25 protein-coding genes are annotated in these 22,785 nt (G+C 40.0%); 7 read left to right on the forward strand and 18 right to left on the reverse strand.

The genetic code is table 11. From position 1 onward, the window contains the following. Positions 1-71: 71 nt before the first annotated feature. From LV85_RS05040 to LV85_RS05065, 6 genes are all read right to left on the reverse strand, one after another. Positions 72-1,955 (reverse strand): monovalent cation:proton antiporter-2 (CPA2) family protein, encoded by a 1,884-nt coding sequence (locus tag LV85_RS05040; RefSeq protein WP_111317089.1) that lies wholly within the window; start codon positions 1,953-1,955, stop codon positions 72-74. Continuing rightward, positions 1,952-2,527 (reverse strand): glutathione-regulated potassium-efflux system oxidoreductase KefF, encoded by a 576-nt coding sequence (kefF, locus tag LV85_RS05045; RefSeq protein WP_111317090.1) that lies wholly within the window; start codon positions 2,525-2,527, stop codon positions 1,952-1,954. Before kefF ends, LV85_RS05040 begins: the two co-directional genes overlap by 4 nt. Before the next feature lie 11 nt (positions 2,528-2,538). Then, positions 2,539-2,973: a (4Fe-4S)-binding protein gene (locus LV85_RS05050; protein WP_111317091.1), complete on the reverse strand. Its 435-nt coding sequence runs from the start codon at positions 2,971-2,973 to the stop codon at positions 2,539-2,541. A gap of 183 nt (positions 2,974-3,156) precedes the next feature. Next, on the reverse strand, positions 3,157-3,741 hold the full coding sequence (locus LV85_RS05055) for a hypothetical protein (RefSeq protein WP_111317092.1): 585 nt from the start codon (positions 3,739-3,741) through the stop codon (positions 3,157-3,159). A gap of 83 nt (positions 3,742-3,824) precedes the next feature. After that, positions 3,825-5,312 (reverse strand): glycoside hydrolase family 32 protein, encoded by a 1,488-nt coding sequence (locus LV85_RS05060; RefSeq protein WP_111317093.1) that lies wholly within the window; start codon positions 5,310-5,312, stop codon positions 3,825-3,827. Continuing rightward, positions 5,313-6,599, reverse strand: coding sequence for a glycosyltransferase (locus LV85_RS05065; RefSeq protein WP_111317094.1), 1,287 nt, complete (start codon positions 6,597-6,599; stop codon positions 5,313-5,315). It abuts the gene before it with no gap. A gap of 196 nt (positions 6,600-6,795) precedes the next feature. On the opposite strand from LV85_RS05065, the gene rfbA reads away from it, so the two are divergent. Continuing rightward, on the forward strand, positions 6,796-7,656 hold the full coding sequence (gene rfbA / locus LV85_RS05070; RefSeq protein ID WP_111317095.1) for a glucose-1-phosphate thymidylyltransferase RfbA: 861 nt from the start codon (positions 6,796-6,798) through the stop codon (positions 7,654-7,656). A gap of 130 nt (positions 7,657-7,786) precedes the next feature. Here the strand turns inward: rfbA and LV85_RS05075 are convergent, their stop codons facing one another. The 7 genes from LV85_RS05075 to LV85_RS05105 all read right to left on the reverse strand — a co-directional run bounded on the left by LV85_RS05075 (position 7,787) and on the right by LV85_RS05105 (position 12,008). Beyond that, entirely contained in the window at positions 7,787-8,074 is a 288-nt protein-coding gene (locus tag LV85_RS05075; protein WP_111317096.1) for a helix-turn-helix domain-containing protein, read from the reverse strand. A 2-nt stretch (positions 8,075-8,076) separates the two neighbouring features. Continuing rightward, positions 8,077-8,409 carry a type II toxin-antitoxin system RelE/ParE family toxin gene (locus LV85_RS05080; RefSeq protein WP_111317097.1) on the reverse strand — a complete coding sequence of 111 codons (333 nt, stop codon included), beginning with the start codon at positions 8,407-8,409 and terminating at the stop codon, positions 8,077-8,079. Positions 8,410-8,683: 274 nt separating this feature from the next. Beyond that, positions 8,684-9,706, reverse strand: a complete 1,023-nt coding sequence (locus LV85_RS05085; RefSeq protein WP_111317098.1) for a hypothetical protein — start codon at positions 9,704-9,706, stop codon at positions 8,684-8,686. A 3-nt stretch (positions 9,707-9,709) separates the two neighbouring features. After that, positions 9,710-10,027 carry a DUF3817 domain-containing protein gene (locus LV85_RS05090; RefSeq protein WP_111317099.1) on the reverse strand — a complete coding sequence of 106 codons (318 nt, stop codon included), beginning with the start codon at positions 10,025-10,027 and terminating at the stop codon, positions 9,710-9,712. Continuing rightward, the gene (locus LV85_RS05095) at positions 10,027-10,593 is read right to left on the reverse strand and encodes a hypothetical protein (RefSeq protein WP_146260433.1); all 567 of its coding nucleotides are present in this window, start codon (positions 10,591-10,593) and stop codon (positions 10,027-10,029) included. The genes LV85_RS05090 and LV85_RS05095 overlap by 1 nt, the downstream gene beginning before the upstream one ends. A 99-nt stretch (positions 10,594-10,692) precedes the next feature. Continuing rightward, positions 10,693-11,211 carry an acyl-CoA thioesterase gene (locus tag LV85_RS05100; RefSeq protein ID WP_111317101.1) on the reverse strand — a complete coding sequence of 173 codons (519 nt, stop codon included), beginning with the start codon at positions 11,209-11,211 and terminating at the stop codon, positions 10,693-10,695. Between the two features lie 134 nt (positions 11,212-11,345). Continuing rightward, a complete protein-coding gene (locus LV85_RS05105; protein WP_111317102.1) occupies positions 11,346-12,008 on the reverse strand; it encodes a protein-L-isoaspartate(D-aspartate) O-methyltransferase in 663 nt (220 codons plus the stop codon). A gap of 111 nt (positions 12,009-12,119) precedes the next feature. Here LV85_RS05105 and LV85_RS05110 point away from each other — a divergent pair, with 111 nt between their 5' ends. Continuing rightward, on the forward strand, positions 12,120-12,716 hold the full coding sequence (locus LV85_RS05110; RefSeq protein ID WP_111317103.1) for a riboflavin synthase: 597 nt from the start codon (positions 12,120-12,122) through the stop codon (positions 12,714-12,716). 201 nt (positions 12,717-12,917) lie between these two features. Here the strand turns inward: LV85_RS05110 and LV85_RS05115 are convergent, their stop codons facing one another. The 4 genes from LV85_RS05115 to LV85_RS05130 form a co-directional block, all read right to left on the reverse strand. Continuing rightward, positions 12,918-14,015 carry a formylglycine-generating enzyme family protein gene (locus tag LV85_RS05115; RefSeq protein ID WP_111317104.1) on the reverse strand — a complete coding sequence of 366 codons (1,098 nt, stop codon included), beginning with the start codon at positions 14,013-14,015 and terminating at the stop codon, positions 12,918-12,920. A gap of 73 nt (positions 14,016-14,088) precedes the next feature. Beyond that, positions 14,089-15,099: a hypothetical protein gene (locus LV85_RS05120; protein WP_111317105.1), complete on the reverse strand. Its 1,011-nt coding sequence runs from the start codon at positions 15,097-15,099 to the stop codon at positions 14,089-14,091. 200 nt (positions 15,100-15,299) lie between these two features. After that, a complete protein-coding gene (locus LV85_RS05125; RefSeq protein WP_111317106.1) occupies positions 15,300-15,842 on the reverse strand; it encodes a ferritin in 543 nt (180 codons plus the stop codon). A gap of 99 nt (positions 15,843-15,941) precedes the next feature. Beyond that, positions 15,942-17,288 carry a M28 family metallopeptidase gene (locus LV85_RS05130; RefSeq protein WP_111317107.1) on the reverse strand — a complete coding sequence of 449 codons (1,347 nt, stop codon included), beginning with the start codon at positions 17,286-17,288 and terminating at the stop codon, positions 15,942-15,944. Between the two features lie 68 nt (positions 17,289-17,356). Between LV85_RS05130 and LV85_RS05135 the strand changes: the two genes are divergently transcribed. The 4 genes from LV85_RS05135 to LV85_RS05150 all read left to right on the forward strand — a co-directional run bounded on the left by LV85_RS05135 (position 17,357) and on the right by LV85_RS05150 (position 20,939). Next, positions 17,357-17,872 carry a DinB family protein gene (locus tag LV85_RS05135; protein ID WP_111317108.1) on the forward strand — a complete coding sequence of 172 codons (516 nt, stop codon included), beginning with the start codon at positions 17,357-17,359 and terminating at the stop codon, positions 17,870-17,872. 2 nt (positions 17,873-17,874) lie between these two features. Further along, positions 17,875-18,669: a PhzF family phenazine biosynthesis protein gene (locus LV85_RS05140; RefSeq protein WP_111317109.1), complete on the forward strand. Its 795-nt coding sequence runs from the start codon at positions 17,875-17,877 to the stop codon at positions 18,667-18,669. Then, positions 18,670-19,371: a potassium channel family protein gene (locus tag LV85_RS05145; protein WP_111317110.1), complete on the forward strand. Its 702-nt coding sequence runs from the start codon at positions 18,670-18,672 to the stop codon at positions 19,369-19,371. It begins immediately after the preceding gene. Positions 19,372-19,457: 86 nt separating this feature from the next. Next, a complete protein-coding gene (locus tag LV85_RS05150; protein WP_111317111.1) occupies positions 19,458-20,939 on the forward strand; it encodes a S10 family peptidase in 1,482 nt (493 codons plus the stop codon). 196 nt (positions 20,940-21,135) lie between these two features. Here the strand turns inward: LV85_RS05150 and LV85_RS05155 are convergent, their stop codons facing one another. Beyond that, positions 21,136-22,014 carry a glutamate--tRNA ligase family protein gene (locus LV85_RS05155; RefSeq protein ID WP_111317112.1) on the reverse strand — a complete coding sequence of 293 codons (879 nt, stop codon included), beginning with the start codon at positions 22,012-22,014 and terminating at the stop codon, positions 21,136-21,138. 36 nt (positions 22,015-22,050) lie between these two features. On the opposite strand from LV85_RS05155, the gene LV85_RS05160 reads away from it, so the two are divergent. Further along, positions 22,051-22,728, forward strand: a complete 678-nt coding sequence (locus LV85_RS05160; RefSeq protein WP_111317113.1) for a DUF6503 family protein — start codon at positions 22,051-22,053, stop codon at positions 22,726-22,728. Positions 22,729-22,785 lie beyond the last annotated feature (57 nt).

Genomic DNA, 22,785 nt, shown 5'->3' on the forward strand with positions numbered 1-22,785 from the left:
TTGAAAAATAAGATGCTGTATGCAAAAAATGCTAATCGAAGCTGGAATCAAGCTTTCTTGTCTAGTAAGGATTAGTCCTCTGCAGTAGCTTCCTTGATAGAATCACTGTCCCAAGTATGATCATTTACTGAGAACTTCCGCATCAATTCACCAGATAGCAGACTTTCCTGCATTTCAATTTGCTGTCGGCTTTTTGAAATATACTCATCTCTGTTGTTTTTGAATTTCACCAATACTTTCAGCGCATCTTCGTCATAATCCCGGAATTGCTTGGCCAGTCTGTGTACTGTGTGAGCTCTAAATCCTAGTTTTTTCAGGACATCTTCACCCATGCGAATAGATGTGTCGAGATGTTCTCTATAGATGTTTTTTACGCCCATTTCCATCAGTTCAAAAGCATCATATCTGTTTTTGGCACGAATCATCACTTCTAAATGTGGGAATTCTTCCTTGCAGAGCTCTACGAGTTTGATACTATAGTCTGTATTGTCAATGGCCGAAATCAGGATAGTAGCTTCACTTGCACCAGCAGAATGAAGCAGCTCAGCACGTGTTCCATCACCGAAATACACTTTGAAACCCATCTTCCTCAGGTATTCTACACGATCAGGATCCGAATCCAAGATGGTAGCTTCTACACCATTTGCTCTCAGGAATCTACCCAAAGTTGATCCAAAGTGCCCAAAACCCACCAGTATGACCTTGTTATGCTCATCGATATTATCCATCTCCTTTTCTATTGTCTCGCTAGATTTATTGATCGCAGGAACGATGTATTTGTCGAAAACTACTATCAGAATCGGAGTAATAGTCATGCTCAAAGCTGTCACGGCCATCAAGGTGTCGGAAATGGATTGGTCAAAAATCCCAAGCTGAAGCGCAAATGCGTAGGTGACAAAAGAGAATTCTCCAACCTGCGAAAGCCCGATAGCAAAACTGAGGTTACTCGCTAATTTTAATTTCTTGGTTTTGCCTATTACTAGCAAAATAATTGTTTTCAATAAAATGATCCCAAGAGTCAGGGAGATGATGGTAGAGGCATTGTTGAAGATCAAGCTGAAATTGATCGTTGAGCCAACGGCCATAAAAAACAAACCGAGAAGCAAACCTTTAAATGGTTCTAAATCTGACTCAAGTGCATGCTTATAAGGAGAGTTGGCAAGGATAACTCCTGCTAGAAAAGCTCCTAAGGCTGGACTTAAACCAACGAGCTCCATCAAGAATGAGATTCCTACTACGATCAGTAGTGCAGAGGCTGTAAACAGTTCTCTTTGCCTCGTTTTGGCAACCCAGTTTAGCAGTGGGCCAAAGCCAAATCGTCCAAGGAGCACAACTATTCCTATGGCTGCGAAAATTGATAGCGTCTGCGCCCATCCAGGAAGAGTATCGATCAGGCCATGCATGTCTGAAGCTTCAGCCGCTGGCGCAGCTTGTCCGAAAATCAGCAAAGGCAAAAGTGCGAGAATGGGGATCACGGCAATATCCTGCATAAGTAAAACGCCAAAAGACATCCTCCCAGTTGGAGTATTCATTTGGTTTTTTTCCTTAAGCGACTGCAATACAATTGCAGTGGAAGACAATGCCATGGATAGGCCTATAGCTAGAGAAATTTGCCACTGCACATCGAGTAGTAGCCCGATTCCAAAAACCAATACTGATGTTGCCAGTACTTGTGTCAAACCTATTTTGACGATTAGCTGACGCATTTTCCATAGGTTTTTGGGCTCCAATTCCAAGCCAATCAGAAACAACATCATGACCACCCCGAATTCGGTCGCATGCATGATATCTTGACCTTGGCCTTCATTAGTGATGAAGCCAAGTAAATATGGTCCGATAAGAATTCCAGCAAATAAGTAGCCTAGGACAGAGCCCATTCCAAGCTTTTTGGCAATAGGCACACAAATTATCGCTGCCAAAATATATAAGATGGCATTTGCCAAAAATCCATTCATATGTTCAAGTTTTGGGGCTTCTGAATACCTGCAATATCGTCCTCATCTCGTAGACTCAGTAGTAGGTTTTTGTAGGATTGTGCTTTTCGCAATAGATCCCATTCCGAAATTTTATGTGTGCCAGCAACGTGAAAAGGGGCTAGGTAATTCATTTGGCAGAGTCTGGCAGTTTGCTCAAAAGGCCGAAGAAAATCTTCGATTTCGTAATTGTTCCGACCACTGTTTTGGTATGCTTCCTGGGAACCGCCAGTTGTGATTGTGTTGAGAATATGTTTTCCCTTTAAGTAAATACCTCCAGGGCCATAAGCCCAGGCAAATTCTAGGACTAAATCTATCCACTGCTTCATGAGTGGAGGACAGGAGTACCAATAAATAGGATGATGCCAGATGACTACTTCAGCCTCAAAAAGTGCCTCTTGCTCTTTCTGAATAGAAATATTGAAATCAGGATAGAGTTCATACAAATCTCTGATTTCAACGTTTTCCAGTCCTGTAATTGCTTGGATGAGAGCTTGATTGACTTTGGAATGTTCAAATTTTGGGTGAGCAAATAGAACGAGTACTTTACGCATGAAATTAGGCTTTAGCCTTCAAAATTAATTTTTTTATGTGTGCCATCACAAAAGGGTTTGTTTTGGCTGGCGCCACATCTACAGAAGGCAGATACCTTACTTTGATTGGTGATATGACCATTAGGTAGTTTGACTTTGAGATTGCCATAGACCATGAGTGGACCATTTGGAATTGCCTCCACCAGTTGTTCTGCCATTACATCTCCAGTGCTTTTTTCTTTTTGCTCCGCAAAGTAATACCCCAAAGCAGCACTCGGGCATTTATCTATTTGCTTGACAATCGCCTCAGTACTTGCTCCATCAGCGTTGACCCATGGCCTACTTTCAAAGTTAAAGACCGTAGCAAGGCCAGCAATGCAATTTTTGGAATGAATGCATTTATGTGGCTCCCAAGTGATAGTGACTTCACCATTTGAGTATTCTTTGTGGATAGGATTGTCTGACATGGCGTTTGTGAAATTGACCTTGTTTTAATATTACAAAATATTCAACGTTGAATTAGAATTATCTCTAAGAGATGTACAAAAAAAGACCCAGTTAAAAACCGGGTCTTTTACAACCAACAAACCATTATATGAAATCTTATCTAAGGTGGAATCAACTAAATTTTTGAACCTTGAAGTTTTAAGCTATAGATGACTTTCAAGTATTCTTTGCCATTTTTCAGCGATGCCTTTTTCTCCTGCCAAACTGGTAAAAAGCAGTCCATCGTAGATTTCTATAGTCTTGGGAGAATGCATCCTGTCTTTAAAGTGAAATTGTAATGCAAGGAAGTCGAGAATATAGCGCTTCTCTTTACCGACCTGAACAAAGCGGATTTTTTCTTGAATACTTACTTTGTGAACTTCATTCAGGTCAATAACGCTCTGCTCGGGATAAGTCCCAAAACGATGATAAACCACCTTTTTGAATTGGCTATCAAGACCTAGATGATAGTGGTTTCGCCAACGCTCATGTTGCGTGGGAATCACATTATTGGAAGTGGAAAATTCCTCGAAGGTAGTGAGGTTTTCACTACTTAACTTTCTATTTAAGCTCCAATCCACTTTATTTTCAGGGATTTCCAGAACTTCTGTAGCCGCATTTAACTGGATATTAGTTGCCTGGGTAAGATTCGAAACTGAATCTTTAGAGAAGTCTTTGGTGGATGAATCTTGAGATAATGGAAATGCAAAAATAGCAACCAGCCAAATGACCCAGGAGAGGGAAATCATTAAGATGGATAGTTGTTATTTCATTTTTTACACGTTAATCAATGTAAAGTATAATATTTCTAGAAGTCAAAAGAGAACGATTGTTATTTCTTCAAATTATAAATTTTGAGGGATTTTAGATTTTCAGATATGGTCAGCGTTTTCCACGGACTAGTTGGGAAAAGGACAGAGGTCATTGCCAACTCACCGTCATTCACAAATAATTCTATAGATGAGGCGTCCAGAAATATCCTGATTTCTTTGGCTTCCCAACTCATCGGAGCGGAATGCATGGCAGCAAATTCAGCATTAAAATCAGCCTTACCTGCATTTCTTCGGTCTATACTTACCAGACCATTTTCTTTTGAAATTACTACTGTTTCTTCAAGCTCATTAGAGAGGGTAATCGTAAAAGTGTTGTCAGTAACTCCAGCGGTTATTTCCACCGCTTCTGAAGGCAAAGTAGAATTTCCACCGCTGATTTTGTAATCATCTGCACGTAGCTTTTCTAGTTCTTTTGCTGGAGCCGATTTCAGCAATAAAGTCCCATCTACATCGAATAAACTTAATTCTCTCGGAACAGTCATCGCAGATCTCCAGGCTTTGGTAGGTACTTCATTTGCATAAAGCCAGTTGCTCATCCAGCCGATAAAAAGCGTTCTGTTTTGATCACTTGGCAGGTTACTCCAAGTCACACCAGCGTAATTGTCTGGCCCGTAGTCTAGCCAGCGAAGCATGGTGTCGTCGGGAGTGAATTGACCATTTTCGAAGTCACCGATGAAATATTGTGTGGCGGATCCTTTCTGAGGACCTCCAGGATTGATACTGACTAGCAAAACCCATTTATCTTCTCCTGAAGGTGTTTTGAAAGGAAGAAGATCAGGACATTCCCATACACCACCATGTGCTCCAATCGTCTCTCCAAACTCGCTCTGTAAAGTCCAATTCTTTAAATCCGGAGAGCTGTAGAAATTAATGTGATCGAGGACAGCCAAAGTCATTATCCATGATTTGGAACCATCAGGATTTGTGATTTGAGAGACTTTAGGATCACGGAAGTCGCGAATTCCAGGATTGGGCAAGACAGGGTTTCCATCATATTTCTCCCAAGTCCTACCTTTATCCAGAGAAAAAGCTAGAGCTTGATACTGAAATGTATCTGAAGAAGTATTCGCTTCTTCAGCATTGTGATAGGTGAAGATAGCCACCATTGGAGGGTTTTCGGTCGTGCCCAATCCAGAGCTATTTTCAGTATCGAGCACTGCACTTCCAGAGAAAATATATCCTAGACTATCAGGGTAAAGAGCGATAGGCAGCGACTCCCAGTTTACCAAATCGGTAGAAACTGCATGTCCCCAGTGCATCGGTCCCCAGACGGTTGCGTCAGGATAATGCTGATAAAAGAGATGGTATTCTCCATCCAAGTAGATCAAGCCATTGGGGTCATTCATCCAGCCAGTTTCTGGTGTGAAATGATAAAGAGGTCTAAACTCCTCTGTGGAGCTGGATTCGAATGTGATTTCGGGATCAGTCTGACAGCTTGAAATCAAGAGAATGCAGAGAACGGAAAGTATGGAATTGCTAAGTTTCATTTAATTGCTGTTAGGATTTGGATTCAAAACAAGATCAAGTACCGTCTCTCGTTTCGCTTCTGTTTTGATTTGGTTGGATAGCTTCTTTGCATTTTCAGTATAAAACGGATTCGTCCAAAAGTCTATCAAAGCTATCTCAAATTTGTCTTCATCCAAATCATGAATGCTTGTTCCTAGTGGGCCGACTTGTCGATTTTCTACGATTCTATTCCAAAAATACTGATCAATAATATGAGGAACGATCATCTGTACACAGCCATGCGCTGCGCCTTGATGGGTGGTTCCAGATCCTCCATGGTGTATAATTCCGTAAAGCTGTGGCAGGATCCAGTCGTATGGAATTTGATTCACATAGAAAATGGACTCATCAGAATTTTCTACCGGCTCCAGACCGCCCCAAGAAGTATTAACTATTGCGGGTATTTGGTGCTTTTGGAGTAAATCAATGAGCGTTTGGGAATGTTCTTTTGGTTTGGTATTACTCATGGAGCCAAAGGTGAGCAGGATTGCTTTGGGGTATTTTGCTATCCATGCTTTTAACTCTGGTGATGGGTGATATTGCTTGAGTTGATTTCTAAAATAATATCCAACGATCTTCGCAGATTCGGGCCAAATCGCAGGTCTAGGGAATAGGGAAGGAGAAATGGTGTAAATGGTTTGTAATTGATTCAATTCAAATTCCTTGATGGTTTTTGAGGTGATGAGTGTGGAGGGAAAATCCGAATAAAACTTCCCCATGAATTTTTTCATAGAAAGACGTCTCAGGCCATTCACCAAATCATAAGATTTGAGATTCCACTTTGGGCTAAAAGGTTTCCACTTTCCCAAGCCTATATGTGGGAATTCAGAGGAAGGATGCGTCATGCATGGTATAGGCGTAAGTAAAGAAAACCGATCTGGATTTTCCATGGCAGCCAAATAGAAATACATACACTTTGCATGAAATACAATTCTATCTGGTTTATGCGTACTAATTGCGCCTCGTTGTTGTGTGATGAGCGTATGTTGTAGGCTCATTGAGTTTTTGGCTAGCTTAAAATAGTTTATGAGTTGCTTCCATGCATTTCCGCCTCCTCCCATGATGTTTTTTCCGCTTTGGCTTTCCAGTAACTCTAAAAAACCTTTGTCGAAGCCGATGAATTCGTACCCAAGTTGGGTCACAGATTCTCTAAATTGCTCTGGAAAGAGGCAAACGACTTGATGTCCTGCTTCTGAGAAAATCTCAGCCTGCGCTAAAAAAGGCTCGATATCTCCGCGCGATCCTAAGGAAGCAAACAGTGTTTTCATTACTTATTTTTTTAATATTTACTCTTTATGTAGCTTTAAACCCTAATCTAATCTTAATTTTTAATCCATTCGATTAAGATGTGTATCAATTATTTCAAGCTGCTAAATCAGTGAGTGATTCTATTGCCTTGGAATTTGGATTCATTTTTGGAAAGTCAAGAGGGAATAATCTTTAAATTAATAAGACTAAAGTTATATGAAGGGAATTATTTTGGCCGGTGGGTCCGGAACGCGTTTGTATCCTTTGACTATTTCAGTGAGTAAGCAACTGATGCCAGTTTATGATAAGCCGATGATTTATTATCCGCTGTCGGTATTGATGATGGCAGGGATCAGGGAAGTTTTGATTATCACTACTCCTGAGGATAGCGAGGCTTTTCAGCACCTGTTAGGAGATGGCACTCAAGTAGGCTGTTCTTTTGAATATGCGGTGCAGCCAAGTCCTGATGGTTTGGCGCAGGCTTTTATTATAGGGGAAAAATTCATCGGAAATGATAAAGTAGCCCTGATTCTTGGAGACAATATTTTCTATGGATCGGGATTGCATAAGACCTTACAGGCCTATACTGAAACCGATGGCGGAGTGGTATTTGCCTATCATGTGAAGGATCCTGAGCGATATGGTGTAGTGGAATTTGATGAGTCGAATAAGGCAATCAGTATTGAGGAGAAGCCAGAAAATCCTAAGTCAGATTTTGCTGTTCCGGGTTTGTACTTTTATGACAATAGGGTCGTTGAGATAGCTAAAAAAATAAAGCCTAGCCCAAGGGGAGAGCTGGAAATCACGGATATCAATAACGAATATTTGAAGCTAGGTGAATTGCAAGTAGCGATTCTGAATAGAGGTACTGCTTGGTTGGATACGGGTACTCACCAGTCCCTATTGCAAGCGGCACAGTTCGTGGAAGTAATCGAAGAGCGTCAAGGTTTGAAGATTGGCTGTATCGAAGAAATCGCCTATAGAGCTGGCTTCATCGGTGAAGAGAAATTGCTTGAAGCTGCTGATAAACTAGGTAAAAGTGGATATGGAGTCTATCTGAGGAGGTTGATTAAATAGATCTGAATTGCTCCTTTGTAATAGTAATAAAAAGTCATGAAAAAGGACTTCATTGATCAAAATGAAGTCCTTTTTTCTGCAATGCGCCTGGAATATTTTATTTTTTGGGAGTTAATTTGGGTCTCGAGATTTAACCAATAGAGACATTTAAGCGTCTACCTAGTCCTATTTCAATAAGCTTGTAATAAGTCGAAAATTGTATGTCACTTAATCCACGTTCAATACGTGAAATATAGCTTTTTTTTGTACCAGTTCGTACAGCCAGTTCTTCTTGCGTTAAATTTGCTTCTTTACGAGCCTCTTTCAACATTACTCCAAGTCTAAATGCAAGTGAGTCAGCATCATACTTATTTCTATTGGGAGTGCCCTTTGCACCATATTGCTGCTCTAATAAATCTTCAAATGTTATTGTTGTCATTTTTATTTATTTTCTAAGTATTCGGTCTTTAGTTTTTCAGCCAGTTTTATTTCATTCCTAGGCGTTTTTTGAGTTTTTTTTATGAAACCGTTGGTAAGCACTACTAGGTTTCCTTCATCTTGAAAGCATAAAATTCTCAAACTCTTTTGGGAGGTAATGATTCGGACTTCATAGATTCCGTCAGTATTCTCCAATTTCTTAAAGAATTTAATGGGTACACGTTGCTCAAAACGGATCAAATCAAAGACATAGTTTATTTTAAGCTTGGTCTTGTCGTCTTGTGACAAATAAAACTTTGAGATCTTATCACCAAAAAATATGATTTCCCTAATCATCTCCTAAAGTTGACTAATTAGTTTACTTTTTCCAAATGTTCAGTAGTGAATTCTTAGATTTTTTCATTATAGGCCTGATCTATCGACTGGGTGAAAAGTGGTAAAATTGATACCATATAAGATAGCAAACTAGCAAAGAGTTTTGATTTCATAAACGCAGAATTTGGTTCGTGGCTAGGTAAACTTCTGGTATAGAAGACACTATGTTTTGTGCAAACCTCTTTTATTCAGCTGACAAAAACTCAGGGTAACTTAGGAATGGCTTAGGCAGCGCTTACTTTTTAACCAACTCTTCAAGACTAGTTTTCATGATGTGTCCCATGTTCTTGCATTCCAGGAACTTATCATTCCTGTAATGCCTTGCTAATTCGGCCTTAAGCGAGGCAATATTTTCGGGAAGTGAGATCGTATCATGCTCCATGGATCGGAGAATATCAAGGATTCCCTGCCGTGAAGATTTGAGTCGGGTAGCGATTAGCGCCCGCTCTTCTTTCTGGTATTGCACCATAGATTCGGGAGTAATGTACTTCATCCCCAATTGAATCAGGACGTTGTTTTCTTTGAAGTATTGGGGTAAGTAAATTGACTTTTTACCCTCATAAGATTGCTGATCAAAGTCGATCGCTCTGATTCTATAATGCGTCTCCTCAAAGTCAGGAGTCACATCTATCACAAAATTGGAAGAGTGCATATCTCCCAGTAATCTCACGAAGCATCGCTCATTGAACTTGACAAATTCCTTTGCCAAGCGTATAGGATTCAGATGCGGATCCTGCATATGGGCACGCATAAATTTGTCACCTGGAATTCCTGCGATATGTTCCTCTATCAGTGTGTTTTGATGGACTAAGTAGGAGATTCTATTGGGAGAAAGTAAATGTTCGAATTCTAAGCCATATACGCGTGAAGCATCAGCATTTTTGACGTAGAAATAATCAAAGTTATCATTGATTCTATTTACAATTCTCACTCGGAAGGGCTGTGTATTTCCATAGACACAGAGATCAATTCGGTCCACGTAAAGATGTTCCATTACTGACATGTCGCCTCCAGCTTTGAGTAAAGCATAGATTTTTTTGACATTCAGATGGATTTCTTCACGATCGGATTGATTGTAGAAAACAGTCTCCCACAGCGTGTCTTGGTCTTTGGAATCGTAAAGTGCTATCGAACTTGAATAGCGTAGCAACTCATGGTAGTGAATAGGAATATCCACCTCACGAGAATATTTAATCAGGTAGCGCCTCAGTCCATGACTGATAGGATAAATGCGCTTCTTTTTACTGATTAATGCCATAGGTTATAATTCCACGTGCTGACTTTTCTTCAGATTCCTATCGAAAATAAATGGGCCAAATGGTATCACAGCAGCTATTAATGCAAAGAATGTTCTACTGAAAGTCCATTTTAACTTACGCGCAGTCGGAAAGACAGTAGCAATGTAAAGTAGGAAAAGACCTCCGTGTATCGAGCCTACATAAGTGACAGCCAGTGGATAGTCCCACATATACTTCAGAGGCATAGCAATAAAGAATAAAACCAAGGTGGAAATACCTTCGATAAGGGAAATCCAGCGAAAACGCTTTGCCCAGGAATGTTGTTGTGGAGTAAGGCTCATTATTTTTTTGCGATGTTAAATAGTATTTTAAGGGTGTTCCAAAGCTTGCCTTTAAGAACTTTATCTTCAGATATTGTCGTCAGTGCATCTGCAAATAGGTACTCTGTTTCCTTTTCCATGTGTATCTGATAGTCAGAAGCAGGAAGTGCGTTGATTGGATGTTTTAGACGGCCAAATTTGAGAACGATATGTGCATTCAAGTCGTAAAGATCTGCTAATGTCCTTCCTTCTAGTTCTTTGGAAGAAAGTAAACCAACTTCGTTCATAGAATGACCTACAGCATTGATCATTTTCACAAGCATGTCCATGACTTCTGGTTTTAGCTCCGGTTCTTCGTGCAGTACCAAAATCCCCTTTTCGAAGTTGCCACGAACAGACAGTGGCTCTGGTTTTATTTCTTCCTTTGGAGGTGTTGCAGCCTCAATATGAACAGTTTTTGGAAGAGAACGCGGTTTTTCTGATACTGTAGAGGCATTTACAGCCTCTTTTTCCACTTCCTTCTTCGGATCTTTTTCAAAGAAAAAAAGTTCTTCGGTGATGATATGCTGGAGCTCCTGAATGCTCATATTTTCCATGTCGGGAAATTGCTCATAATTCGCCTGAACACAAAAAAAGAGGGGCAATATCTCTAATGCCCCAGCCATTTTTAATGTCTTTTAATTCTATTAATCCAGATTGAATATTGATTTCAGTTCTACGGCGTCCTCTGGTTTCATTCTTTTGGCAAGCACTAAGCGCAACTGTCTTCTTCGAAGTGCTCCTTCGAAGTTTTCGATTTCCTCAGGAGTTTCAGGAATTAGTTCAGGAATTCTTGATGGTTTGTTGTTCTCATCCACCGCTACAAAGGTGAAAAATGCACGATGGGTCATGACTTTCTTCATAGCTGGAATGTCCTCTGCAGTTACCTCTATGAACACCTCCATAGAAGAATTGAATGCACGAGTCACTTGAGCTTTTAAAGTCACCACATTGCCTAGAGCGATAGGCTCCTGAAAAGATATATTATCCGCAGATGCCGTTACGACGATGCTATTGGAATGCTTCTGTGCAGCTATGGCAGCTACTACATCCATCCAGTGCATCAGTTTACCTCCCATGAGATTGTTTAGGGTGTTGGTATCATTGGGAAGGACCATTTCAGTCATGATCACGGCGGACTCTTTTGCGAATTTTTTACTGCTCATAAAATCTAAATTTTAACAAAAATAGAAATAAAATTCTGTACAAAAATTCTAAACAGAAATAGATCAGAATTTAATTTCGAAAACGAATGGATTTCAGAGGATTTAAAATTTTAAGTCTGAGATTTCAATTTATTTCATCCCCAACCATCTTTTCCCAAAAGTGGCACAAAGGCAAAACCTTCATATTCTTCTTGGACAGTCTTCGTATTTGTCTTTTTAGTGATTTTAAGCATGGCTTGTTTTCTCTTATCTCCTACGGGAATCACTAGAATACCACCAATTTTCAATTGCTGTATCAATGCTTCTGGCACCACCGGAGCCCCGGCAGTGACAATAATTTTATCATAAGGCGCATAAGCAGGAAGTCCACCTGTTCCATCACCATAAAAAAGATGCATGTTTATTCCCAGTCTAGTGAGGAATCTTTTAGTCCCTTCAAATAATTTCTTTTGATATTCAATAGTAAACACCTCTGCACCAAGTAGATGTAAGATGCTTCCTTGATATCCTGATCCTGTGCCGATTTCTAATACCCTATCACCTTCTTTAATGTCCAAAAGTTCAGTTTGAAAGGCAACAGTGTAAGGTTGTGAGATAGTCTGACCTTCGCCAATCGGGAAAGCCTTGTCTTCATAAGCATGAGAAATCAAAGCCGAATCAAAGAAATAATGCCTAGGTAAAGTATTGATAGCCTGAAGGACGCGTTCATTTTTTATTCCTTTTTCCCGAAGCAGGGTCACTAGTACTCTTCGTTTTCCTTTATGTAAATATGTGTCTTCGAGTTTGAGTAGGGGCATAGTTATTTTATGATTCTGCGGTCGAAGATAAAAGAATATTTGGCTTAATTTGAACTTGATTAGGGCATTTGTTGCTTAATCATTGAATCTTTGAAAGTTAAATTTACCTCCATGTTCACAGGAATTATAGAAGCATTTGGCACGATCCACAAAATCACTCAGGATGGTACCAATGTCCATTTTGATATTGACTCGACGCTTTCTTCTGAATTGAAGATCGATCAGTCCTTGGCTCATGATGGTGTTTGTCTGACTGTAGTGCAAACTACTCCTGATTCATATCGTGTGACAGCAATCGCCGAAACTATACAGAAAACGAACCTATCTCAATGGAAGGTAGCTAAGAAAGTGAATTTGGAACGCTGTATGCCTGCTAATGGCCGCTTTGATGGGCATATCGTACAGGGTCATGTAGATCAGGTCGGGACGGTCAAAAACATCAGAGATCAGGATGGCTCTTGGGTCTTTGATCTAGAGTTTGAGCATAATCTAGGAAATGTAACCGTGGAGAAAGGGTCAATTACAATCAACGGTACCAGTCTCACCTGCTTCAATTCTGGACCGGGGAGATTCTCGGTGGCTATTATTCCTTATACTTTTGAGCATACCAATTTTCATCAGTTGGTGCCCGGTGATCTGGTAAATCTCGAGTTTGATATTTTGGGTAAATACATTCAGAGAATTACAAAAGGCTACGATTTGCCATAGTTTTTTACCTTCAAAGTCTGGAGGGTTAGTAGCCTGTTATCCTGCTTCTCCATAAGCTGGACTTTTAAGTCAAGGCTTTGAGGCTTGTGAGATCCTAAGACAATTTATTCTATGGCCGTAAAGAAATAGAAGAGAAATTTGGTAATAAAAAAGGACGTTTCTAATTTAAGAAACGTCCTTTTTATATGCTCAACTGATTTTTTACTTCAAGCTGATTGTCTTGTCTTCGACATCTTTTACCAGTCTGAAACCTACATTGGAAGTACCACTATCGAAAGCCTGTCCTTGACGAGCAGATGGTCTGTAATTCACACAGTAATTATCAGCACATAGATAAGAACCTCCTTTGATCACTCGCTCCATGGCATAAGGATTGTCAGGGTTGTAGCAAGGGTTCATGCCTGCATCTAACTTAGGAGCTTCGCCAGCTATTCTTGCATATTTCAGGGCATCATACCAATCGTCTGTCAATTCCCAAACGTTTCCGATCATATCATATAGACCGAAGGTATTTGGAGCAAAAGACTTAACTGGGGAAGTACCATTGAAGCCATCTAGACTTTGGTTATCGTTAGGGAAATTTCCTTGAAAGGTATTCGCTAAATATTGACCATTTGGAGTCAGTTCATCGCCCCAAGCAAAGCGCTTTCCGTTTGCGCCGCCGCGTGCTGCGAATTCCCACTCATTTTCTGTAGGAAGCCTTTTTCCTGACCAATCTGCAAATGCTTTAGCATCTTCATAAGCGATATGAACTACCGGGTGATTTTCCCTTCCTTTCAAATCTGATTCTGGTCCTTCTGGGTTTTTCCAGCTAGCACCTTCTACCCAAATCCACCAAAGCGAGATATCTTGGGTAGGGACTGCGTATGGTGGAGGGCTGAAGACCATCGAGCCTGCAACCAACAGTGCTTCATCTGGTTTTGGAGTTCCTGGAGGTAATTGTTTCTTGAGATCTTCCCATTTCGGCTTCTTCTCTGCTACAGTTACATAGCCAGTTTCTTCCACGAATTTGGAAAACTCTGCATTGGTCACCTCATTTTTATCCATCCAAAAGCCATTCACTTTAAGGTCTACTGCAGGTTTTTCAGCAGCATAGGCATCTGCTTCGTTGGTTCCCATGACAAATTCTCCGCCGGGGATCCAGACCATGCCTTCTTGTTTGTTGGAAGGTTCAGGCAAATTGGCAACTACCATTTTTTCCTCATCGATCACTTGCTCAGTAGTTTTCTCCTGACAAGCGAATAATGAGCTGCTAACTAATACCAGGCTAGCAATACTATGTTTTATTGAATTGTTCATAATTGGTTTACTTCAGCCTTAAAATTAGCAGAATCTTTTCTTTAAGTGAAGGATTTCTACAAGTAAGGCGATATTACTCTTCTTCTACTGGAAGTGCATTGATGCGTTCTACTACCTTTTTGCGCAATTTATTAAAGAACTGCTTCCGTTCTTTTTCACCTACTAAGGAGATTTGAGTTGATTTTTTGATCAGATTTTCCAAATTACGGAACATGGCATCATTGAAGGATGGGTCCGAAGTGCCATGAAAATAAATAACGCTGTGATTTAGATAAGTGACCTTTTTCTCATCCATAGTTGCAAAAAAGGTGTTGTCCCCGATGATGAATTCATTAACAAAAAAGGTGTAATCTGCTCCTTCAACCTCAGGGTGAGAAGGAAGAATTTTTTTACCTTTTTCTGCCATTTTCTCCAAGTTATCGATGACTTCAAGCATGCAGTTGTACAGGAAAATAGTGTCTTCTGTGGAAGTCATGATGCCCATTTCATGGTACAACTCAATCTGCCGAAGGGTGATATTTACGCCTTCTATGTTCCAGATTTCTGTTGTTGGGATCTTGTGATATGCTTTGAGGATTTTCTGTGTTATTTCAGCAAACTGATCGTAAGAATTATCCTTAATAGAGTACTTAGTGTCCTTCAGGCTATCTGTGAATAGAATTGATTTTCTCCAGAAAAAGAACTTGAAAGCAGCCAGTTCCTTGTGATAGTAGTGGTGGAAAGGAGGCATGTCCTTGACCAACCAGTAAATGTGCTTTTTGGAAAAAGAGTTGACAAGATTAAGCTGCGCATACACATCTTCCATCCATTTCATGAAACTATTTTCCTGATAGTCATTTTGATTTCCTTGAAAGAGTATACTGTTGGAGTGGAGATTGAAAAAGGTATCTACGGATACATTAAAGCGATTGCATAGAATTTCCAATTCGGCGAAGTCCAGCAGTTTCTCTCCTCGGATTCGCCTATACGCACTATCAATGCTGATTTCTAAAATTTCTGCAATCTCATCAACCAATGAATTATAACTTGGTAGTGACGATTTAAGAGTTTGGAAAAATGCCGCTTGGTTCTTATTGAAGCTCATAGAATCAAGGATTTTTAGGGGATTGATTTAGTAAAATCATTATTAAGATATGGTAAAGTTGAGTAAGAAAAAATCTATCCAATAATAATAATCCTGAACTATAGTTTCCAAAATCATTATTCAATGGAAGAGAAGGTAAAAAAAACGAAATTTTAAAAGGCATTAGCATAAAAAAAGCGGCTAAAAAGCCGCTCTAAAATTTATTCCTGTGGATGGGCTGCATTATGCAGTTTTCCAAGTTCCTGATCGATTGTCCAGAGGCCAACTCCCTCTTCTCCGATAATATCGAAAAGCTCAAGTGCTCTTCTGGACATAGTTTCTTCTTCTCTTTGCTCAGTGACATACCATTGCATGAAACTGAAGGTTGCAAAGTCCTTCTTAGTGAAAGCGTGATCCACTATATTGTTGATGGATTTGGTCACGTTGATTTCATGCTCCAAGATCAGTTCAAAGATTTCTCTAAGTGAATTGAAATTGTGTCTGATATCAGTGATTTCTGGTTGAAATGCATGTCCACCAGCTTCATTGATGTATTGGAATATCTTCATCATATGCATTCTTTCTTCGTCTGCATGGGTATAGAGATATTTTGCGGCATTTTCATAGCCCATCATGTGACACCAGGAAGCCATGGACAAATAGTAGGCAGAAGAAGTACCTTCCATTTCGACCTGCTTGTTAAGTAATTTCTCTGTATCGACAAGTAATGAACGCTGTAGCGTTACGATTTCTTTAGCTTTCATAGTTATAGTGTTTGAAATAGTTAACTAAATATAATCATTGAGGTTCCATCTTACACGGCTTTTCGTTGAATTTGGAATTGATTTAATTAAGAACTGGACTTATCTAGAAAGTGGAGTAGGGAATACAGGTAGGCTTTCAGCTCCTGATTCAGATACTGCTTGCACAGCAAAGAAGTAGTTGTCCTTGGAATAAGGGATAGTAAGTGTAGTCTCTGTCGTCCAAAACTTCTTTTCCCACATTGCAGATGAAGTTTCTCTCATCATTACAAAATAGCCTTTTACTTTTCCGATCGTAGGAGCATCCCATAATAAGGTAGATTTATTACTTAGGCCACGGACATCTATTTTGACTTCCTGAGGTTGATCTGGAGAATTGGCCAAAGAGGCTAAGGAAGCAAGATTAACCGCGGATACTTTTCTCAAATATTCGAAGTCCATGAATTCTGGGAGATCACCATATTGAATGCCGTCCTCTACTCGCACATTTTCATGCTGATGGAGGAAGTTCTCATTCATTTCGGACATCCTTACAGCTGTAAAGGCATTTCTTGCAAAAGGCGTTTGATCGCCACCTCTTAAGAATCGATCTGAACGGTATATCAACTTTACTTCAAATTGATCTACATAGCGTTCCCCAAGTTCTTTGATGTAGCGTGCCAGTTGTCGAGATTTGCTATCATTATCCGCATTGGTGTATCGGCGAATACTTCCTTCACGCTCTGTTTCTGCTACTGGGATAGTTTCGGAAAATACGCGCATTTTTAGATTGTCTTTGATCAGTGTTTCAGAAGAACTGCTATTTCCCACAATATCGTTATTCAGTACTGCCGCGATATTCCATTCTTCTGTTTTGGCTTTATCAGCTAGGTATGTTGCTCCTTTCAAGCCCTGCTCTTCACCTGTAAATGCAACAAATAGAATCGTCGCCGAAAACTCATGTGAAGCCATTATTCTAGCCAGTTCAATCACTGCTGCAGTCCCACTGCCATCATCATTTGCCCCAGGTGCATAGCCTTCTGCATCCATGATATCCTTATTTCGGGAATCCATGTGAGCAGAAATAATGAAAATACGATCATCATCAGGGTTAGTACCTTTCATGCGCGCAACTACATTTGCGCCAGGAGAATCTTCGGGGATTCTACGCTGATCTCCAGCTATGGTGAATTTCTCAATTTCCGCAGTCATTCTTCCGCCAGATTGCTTGGCAAAATGATTGAACTTAGAAAGCACGTAGGTCTGTGCCGCAGGCATTCCTTTTTCTTCATCGGCGCTTAGTGTATGTCTAGAATTGAAAGAGGCCAAGGTTCGCACATGATGCTCCAAAGAATCCGCTGAAATTTCTGAAACCATTTCTGCTATTTCCGGATTTCGGATGACAGTAGTTTGTGAAATGGCTGCCTGAGAGCTAAGAGCTATGAAGAGAATGAATAAATTTTTACGCATGATATAGGGCTGGTTTATACAGATGACTTAAATTTATCTCATTAATTTTCTTGCCAAAGCATTTTTACATGAAAACCTTAGAACAACCGAAAAAAGGTGATTACTCGGCTTTTTTCTCAACCTACTTAAAGTTAGTTTCTGGAAATAACTATGAAGAACAGATTCTTAAACAAGCTGATTTGCTATTAAGCCTATTTAAAGAAAGGGGTGAAAAATGGGCTGAGACAGCTTATGCAGAAGGAAAATGGACTCCAAAAGAAGTGCTTGGACATGTGATCGATACTGAGCGAATAATGACTTTTAGGGCACTCTGCTTTGCTAGGGGAGAGAAATCGTCCTTGCCGGGATTTGATCAGGATCCCTATGTGTTGAATGCGAGATTTGGGCAGGTGCCTATTCAGTGGTTACTGGATGATTTTATTTCACAGCGTATTGCCTTGTTGTCAATGATCCGAACTTTACCTGAAGGTTCACTCGATTTGGTTGGGAGCGCCAGTGGAAATCCAATCACTCCTAGAGCTTTGTTTTGGATTATCCCTGGGCATTTCACGCATCATTTGAATATACTAACGGATCGTTACTAAGTATGAAATTAGCTATAGCCACCGTTGATGCTTTTACTGCAAAGGCATTTTCAGGAAATCCCGCTGCTGTTTGTCTGTTGGATCAGGAGCTTTCAACAGTTCAGATGCAGACTATAGCTATGGAAATGAATCTGAGTGAAACTGCCTTTGTGGAACGAACTTCAGAGCCTGATTCTTTCAGATTGCGCTGGTTTACGCCAGTACTAGAAATAGATCTTTGCGGGCATGCCACACTGGCTTCTGCATTTTGGATGGTAAAAGCGGGCTGGGTACAAGCAGGTAAAATCATTCGATTCCAGACATTAAGCGGTGAACTTCTGGTGAAAAGTGATGGCGAATGGATTGAAATGGATTTCCCCTTGATTTCCACATTAGAAGCTAAGCATCCATTTTTTGGAGATGATTTCTTTGGTTCGAAGATCACAAATTCTGCTAAATTGAAGAAGAATTGGATTTTTGAGTTGGAGAATGCTGATGCTATCATTTCCAGTAACCCAGATTTCTCAATTATCAAAAAGCATAGTGAAGAGGGAATAATCATCACTGCAGCTGGGAATGGGGCGTTTGATATTTATAGTCGTTTCTTTGGTCCCAATGTTGGGATTGATGAAGACCCAGTTACAGGATTTGCTCATTGTGCACTCATGGATTTCTGGTTTAGAAGATTAGGGAAAAGTAAGTTTAAGGCATTTCAGGCTAGCAAACGAGGGGGAGAGCTTCACTTAGAGAAAAGGGAAAATAGAGTGATTATTAGAGGTCAGGCCGTCAAAGTCCTAACTGGTGAAATAGAATTTTAGATGAATCAATTCGTAAAAAGAAGGGGCAGACAAGTAAAATACGCTTTTAATTCCTTCACTAATTATTGGCTGACGGATGCGAGTTTTGTGGTGTTATTATTGATTTTGTTGTTCACAGTATTTGTCCTTCCTATCCTAATAGAGTATGGGCATGTGCAAGCACTTTTTGTAAATACAGTCTTTCTGTTTCTATTCTTTACTGGTATCTGGTCGTCTAGGAATAGAATATTGGTGGTGTTGACCACCGTGCTTTTCATGACACAATTAGGGCTAAGAATCCTTCGTTTTTCAGATTACGATTTTGAATTTTATTTGGCTGAGCGGATCGTGGGTGTTTTGAATATGATCGTATTTATTATATTGAATATCAGGTTGTTATTTAGAAATCATGAAGTAAATATTTACAGGATTATTGGAGCTATCAATGTGTATTTACTAGTAGCGATTTTAGGCTCATTTCTATTTGAAATCATCTACTTGACTACCGGATCAGGGATAGGAGGAGAGGTAAAGCTAGAAGGTTTGGATAAGGATTTTGCACTTTATATTTACTTTAGCCTAGTCTCGCTCACGACTGTCGGTTTTGGAGATTTGTACCCTATTCAGGTGATGGCAAAGATGCTCTCGGTATTTCTTTCCACTATCGGAATTCTCTACCCAGCGGTGGTAATAGCAAGGCTTGTCTCTGCGAGTAATAGCTAAAGAATTAGCTCCATTTATGTAAAACTTCAACAGAATCACTTTACAATTAGTAGTTTCAAACTCGAATTATTATACCCCATACCTTTATGAGAAAACTAAGTTTAACATTACTCTTTGCGCTTTGTCTTTCGGCTGTAATGGCTCAAACAGAAAGACAAATTGAAGTAGAATCTGCGGTAGTAACCACACACGAAACTACCATAAAGGGCAAAAAAGTCCCTTACAAAGCAACTGCTGGAACTCAACCTGTTTGGGACGAAAAAGGAAAGCCAATTGCTTCTTTGTTTTACACCTATTATGAGCGAACTGATATCTCTGACAAGACGACCCGTCCATTGGTGATTTCGTTCAATGGTGGTCCTGGTTCGGCGTCTATCTGGATGCATATAGCCTACACTGGTCCTGTGGTACTCAATATTGATGACGAAGGCTACCCACTTCAGCCTTATGGCACCAAAGCAAATCCATACTCCATTTTGGATGTGGCTGATATCGTTTACGTAGATCCTGTGAATACTGGATTTTCTCGTATCGTGGATGAAGAAGTAGACCGTTCTACTTTCTTTGGGATCAATTCTGACATTAAATATCTGGCAGATTGGGTAAATACCTTTGTGACTCGTCAGAATCGTTGGGCTTCGCCAAAATACCTGATTGGAGAGAGCTATGGTACTACTCGAGTAGCAGGATTGGTAGCACAACTTCAAAATTCACACTGGATGTATTTCAATGGTGTGATCATGGTTTCTCCTACCGAATTGGGCATTGACCGTGGTGCTCCTATTCACACTTCAAATTATCTTCCATATTACGCAGCAACAGCTTGGTATCACAAAGCCTTGGATCCATCTCTGCAGAATCAAGATCTTGATGATTTCTTGCCAGAAGTGGAAGCTTTTACCATCAATGAATTAATTCCAGCGGTAATAAAAGGCGGAACACTAACAGCAGCTGAGCGTGATGCAATTGCCTCTAAATACGCTTTGTATTCTGGCCTAAGCAAAGATGTTATCCTTGAGCATAACCTGTTGATCCCAACCAATTTCTTCTGGAAAGAATTGCTAAGAGACAAGGGGATGACCATCGGTAGATTGGATAGTAGATACAAAGGTTTTGACAATTCAGGAACTGGTTCTAGACCTGATTTTGATCCGGCTTTATCTTCTTGGAATCATGCGTTTGCGCCATCTTTTCAGATATATGTAAGAGAGAATCTGAATTTCAAGACTGATCTTACTTACAATCTATTTGGGCCAGTACACCCATGGAATCGATCTAATGAGCGTACAGGATATGATCTAGGAGATGCAATGCGTCAAAACCCATATCTACATCTGATGGTGCAGTCTGGATACTATGATGGAGGTACAGATTTCTTCAATGCTAAGTATAACCTTTGGCAGATAGACGCGGCTGGAAGAATGGCTGATAGAATTTCTTGGAAAGGCTACAGATCAGGTCACATGATGTATTTGAGAGCTGAAGACCTAGAGACTTCCAATGAAGATATCCGTGAGTTTATCAAGAACTCCATGGTGGCTCCTGATATGCCAGCTAAGTATGATTAATAGAAAAATCAGAAGTGATTAAAAAAGCCAGAGAGAAATCTCTGGTTTTTTTCATTTATGGTATACCTACTTGATAAGAACTTCACACAGGGTTTGAGAGATTGAAAAACCAATATAATAAGCAGGATTTTTCAGTCCTTATTCAATAGGGAATAGGTGAAGTCAAAATCAATCAAGTTGATCCTTAGGTTTTCGTTTAAAGCCCAAGCTGTTTCTTAAATGAGTCAAAATCCGATATGGTTTCCTTCACCCCAAGAATTTCAGCCAAGAGCTGATAAATATCAGCAGGCTTCTTTCCTTCTTTTCTGAGATATTGAATAGAAGTAGCTCCTTCAGATTTAGATAATTTTTTGTTTTTGGGGCCTTTCAGCACTGGATGATGGTGAAAGGTTGCTTCTTGGAATGAGTGGAGGCCAAGCTCGTTTGCTACAATTTGTTGGTCCAAGGTTGATCCTAACAAATCATTACCCCTTACGATGAGATCTACCCCATATTGCACATCGTCGATCACTGAGGTCAATTGATATGCTGGTAGTTTGTCTTTTTTCCTAACAATAAAAAAGGCAGAGTCTTCAGGCAGTGTATACGATTTTTTGCCTTCTGAATAAGTATTTAGATGGATGAAGTCTGTGTCAAAAGTGTCCATACGCCAGCAAGTCTCATTTCTTTCCAAAGGAATGTTTCTGACTTGGCAATGCCCCAAATAATAACCAGAAGAGTCTAATTGCTGGATTTTCTTCCTCGTACAATCGCAAGCAAAGACTAGGTTTTTCTCACGAATTTGTTCCAAAGCTTCCAAGTATGCATTCATTCTATGAATCTGAGACCATTCTTGTTCAAATTCCTGAACTGATTTTGGGCCTTGATCATAGCTGATTTCCATAAAATCCAAGGTGTCAAAAATATCCTGCACATATTCCTGTCGGTATCGATCTCGATCCAAATCATCGATCCTGAGAAGAATCTTGGCGCCTGACTTTTCAGCCAAGGCTTTTGTAACTAAAAAAGAGTAGAGATTTCCCAAGTGTAAAAACCCACTGGGAGTAGGGGCAAATCGTGTAAGCTTGAAATCCATTGGGCGAAATTAACCAGATTCAGCTAACTTAAAGTCATGAAACTCTCAGCATTCTTCTCTATTCTACTTCTAATGATCAGTTCATGTGCCTCAGACAAGTTCTCGATGGAACTCACTGGACAGGAATTGATCGAGAAATCTATCGACTATCATGATCCAAATGGTAATTGGAACAGCCTTAAAGCTACTTTTGTACTTGAGGATAGTTTGCCTGCACCGAGATCATCTAGGAGCTATAGTTTTAGCTTGGATAATTCTCAGTCTATCATGTCTTACAAAATAGATGGTACCAGCTATGTAGTTCACCACGATTCTTTGCAGGTGCAAATGGGGGACATTACCCTAGATCGAGCACTTAGAAGTAGGAACTATTATACTTTTTTGTGGGGTTTGCCGATGAAGCTGCAGGACTCAGGCACAACTATAGAGACTCTGGCTACGATGGAAGAGCTCGATGGGAAAGACTATCATGTAGTTCGCGTTCCCTATGAAAAAGACGTTTGGTACTTTTACCTGGAGCCAGAAACTTATAGAATGGCCGCCTATAAATTCTATCAAGATGAGCCAAACCAAAAAGGCGAAATCATTTATTTGAAGGGAATGGCAGAATTTGAAGGAATGAAAATTCCAGCAAATCGAAGTTGGTACAGAACGGAAAAGCCAGAGTTTTTGGGGACTGATAAACTTATTCGGGTTGAACCTTTGAGGAATTAGACCCTTTTCGAGCTGGCTTAAGTTTCTTTAACTCAATAAATTTTAATAGCTGAGCAA

The organism is Algoriphagus chordae, assembly GCF_003254055.1.
In the GTDB taxonomy this organism is placed as follows: domain Bacteria; phylum Bacteroidota; class Bacteroidia; order Cytophagales; family Cyclobacteriaceae; genus Algoriphagus; species Algoriphagus chordae.

Bases quoted from the DNA above. Each gene is read 5' to 3' on its own strand.
- LV85_RS05085 (WP_111317098.1), bottom strand. From the start codon at position 9,706: ATGGCATTAATCAGTAAAAAGAAGCGCATTTATCCTATCAGTCATGGA.
- LV85_RS05120 (WP_111317105.1), bottom strand. From the start codon at position 15,099: ATGAGCTTCAATAAGAACCAAGCGGCATTTTTCCAAACTCTTAAATCG.
- LV85_RS05160 (WP_111317113.1), top strand. From the start codon at position 22,051: ATGAAACTCTCAGCATTCTTCTCTATTCTACTTCTAATGATCAGTTCA.
- LV85_RS05125 (WP_111317106.1), bottom strand. From the start codon at position 15,842: ATGAAAGCTAAAGAAATCGTAACGCTACAGCGTTCATTACTTGTCGAT.
- LV85_RS05050 (WP_111317091.1), bottom strand. From the start codon at position 2,973: ATGTCAGACAATCCTATCCACAAAGAATACTCAAATGGTGAAGTCACT.
- LV85_RS05055 (WP_111317092.1), bottom strand. From the start codon at position 3,741: ATGATTTCCCTCTCCTGGGTCATTTGGCTGGTTGCTATTTTTGCATTT.
- LV85_RS05110 (WP_111317103.1), top strand. From the start codon at position 12,120: ATGTTCACAGGAATTATAGAAGCATTTGGCACGATCCACAAAATCACT.
- LV85_RS05095 (WP_146260433.1), bottom strand. From the start codon at position 10,593: ATGAGCATTCAGGAGCTCCAGCATATCATCACCGAAGAACTTTTTTTC.
- LV85_RS05065 (WP_111317094.1), bottom strand. From the start codon at position 6,599: ATGAAAACACTGTTTGCTTCCTTAGGATCGCGCGGAGATATCGAGCCT.
- LV85_RS05060 (WP_111317093.1), bottom strand. From the start codon at position 5,312: ATGAAACTTAGCAATTCCATACTTTCCGTTCTCTGCATTCTCTTGATT.
- rfbA (WP_111317095.1), top strand. From the start codon at position 6,796: ATGAAGGGAATTATTTTGGCCGGTGGGTCCGGAACGCGTTTGTATCCT.
- LV85_RS05040 (WP_111317089.1), bottom strand. From the start codon at position 1,955: ATGAATGGATTTTTGGCAAATGCCATCTTATATATTTTGGCAGCGATA.
- LV85_RS05150 (WP_111317111.1), top strand. From the start codon at position 19,458: ATGAGAAAACTAAGTTTAACATTACTCTTTGCGCTTTGTCTTTCGGCT.
- LV85_RS05100 (WP_111317101.1), bottom strand. From the start codon at position 11,211: ATGAGCAGTAAAAAATTCGCAAAAGAGTCCGCCGTGATCATGACTGAA.
- LV85_RS05115 (WP_111317104.1), bottom strand. From the start codon at position 14,015: ATGAACAATTCAATAAAACATAGTATTGCTAGCCTGGTATTAGTTAGC.
- LV85_RS05140 (WP_111317109.1), top strand. From the start codon at position 17,875: ATGAAATTAGCTATAGCCACCGTTGATGCTTTTACTGCAAAGGCATTT.
- LV85_RS05155 (WP_111317112.1), bottom strand. From the start codon at position 22,014: ATGGATTTCAAGCTTACACGATTTGCCCCTACTCCCAGTGGGTTTTTA.
- LV85_RS05135 (WP_111317108.1), top strand. From the start codon at position 17,357: ATGAAAACCTTAGAACAACCGAAAAAAGGTGATTACTCGGCTTTTTTC.
- LV85_RS05130 (WP_111317107.1), bottom strand. From the start codon at position 17,288: ATGCGTAAAAATTTATTCATTCTCTTCATAGCTCTTAGCTCTCAGGCA.
- LV85_RS05145 (WP_111317110.1), top strand. From the start codon at position 18,670: ATGAATCAATTCGTAAAAAGAAGGGGCAGACAAGTAAAATACGCTTTT.
- LV85_RS05105 (WP_111317102.1), bottom strand. From the start codon at position 12,008: ATGCCCCTACTCAAACTCGAAGACACATATTTACATAAAGGAAAACGA.
- LV85_RS05090 (WP_111317099.1), bottom strand. From the start codon at position 10,027: ATGAGCCTTACTCCACAACAACATTCCTGGGCAAAGCGTTTTCGCTGG.
- LV85_RS05075 (WP_111317096.1), bottom strand. From the start codon at position 8,074: ATGACAACAATAACATTTGAAGATTTATTAGAGCAGCAATATGGTGCA.
- kefF (WP_111317090.1), bottom strand. From the start codon at position 2,527: ATGCGTAAAGTACTCGTTCTATTTGCTCACCCAAAATTTGAACATTCC.
- LV85_RS05080 (WP_111317097.1), bottom strand. From the start codon at position 8,409: ATGATTAGGGAAATCATATTTTTTGGTGATAAGATCTCAAAGTTTTAT.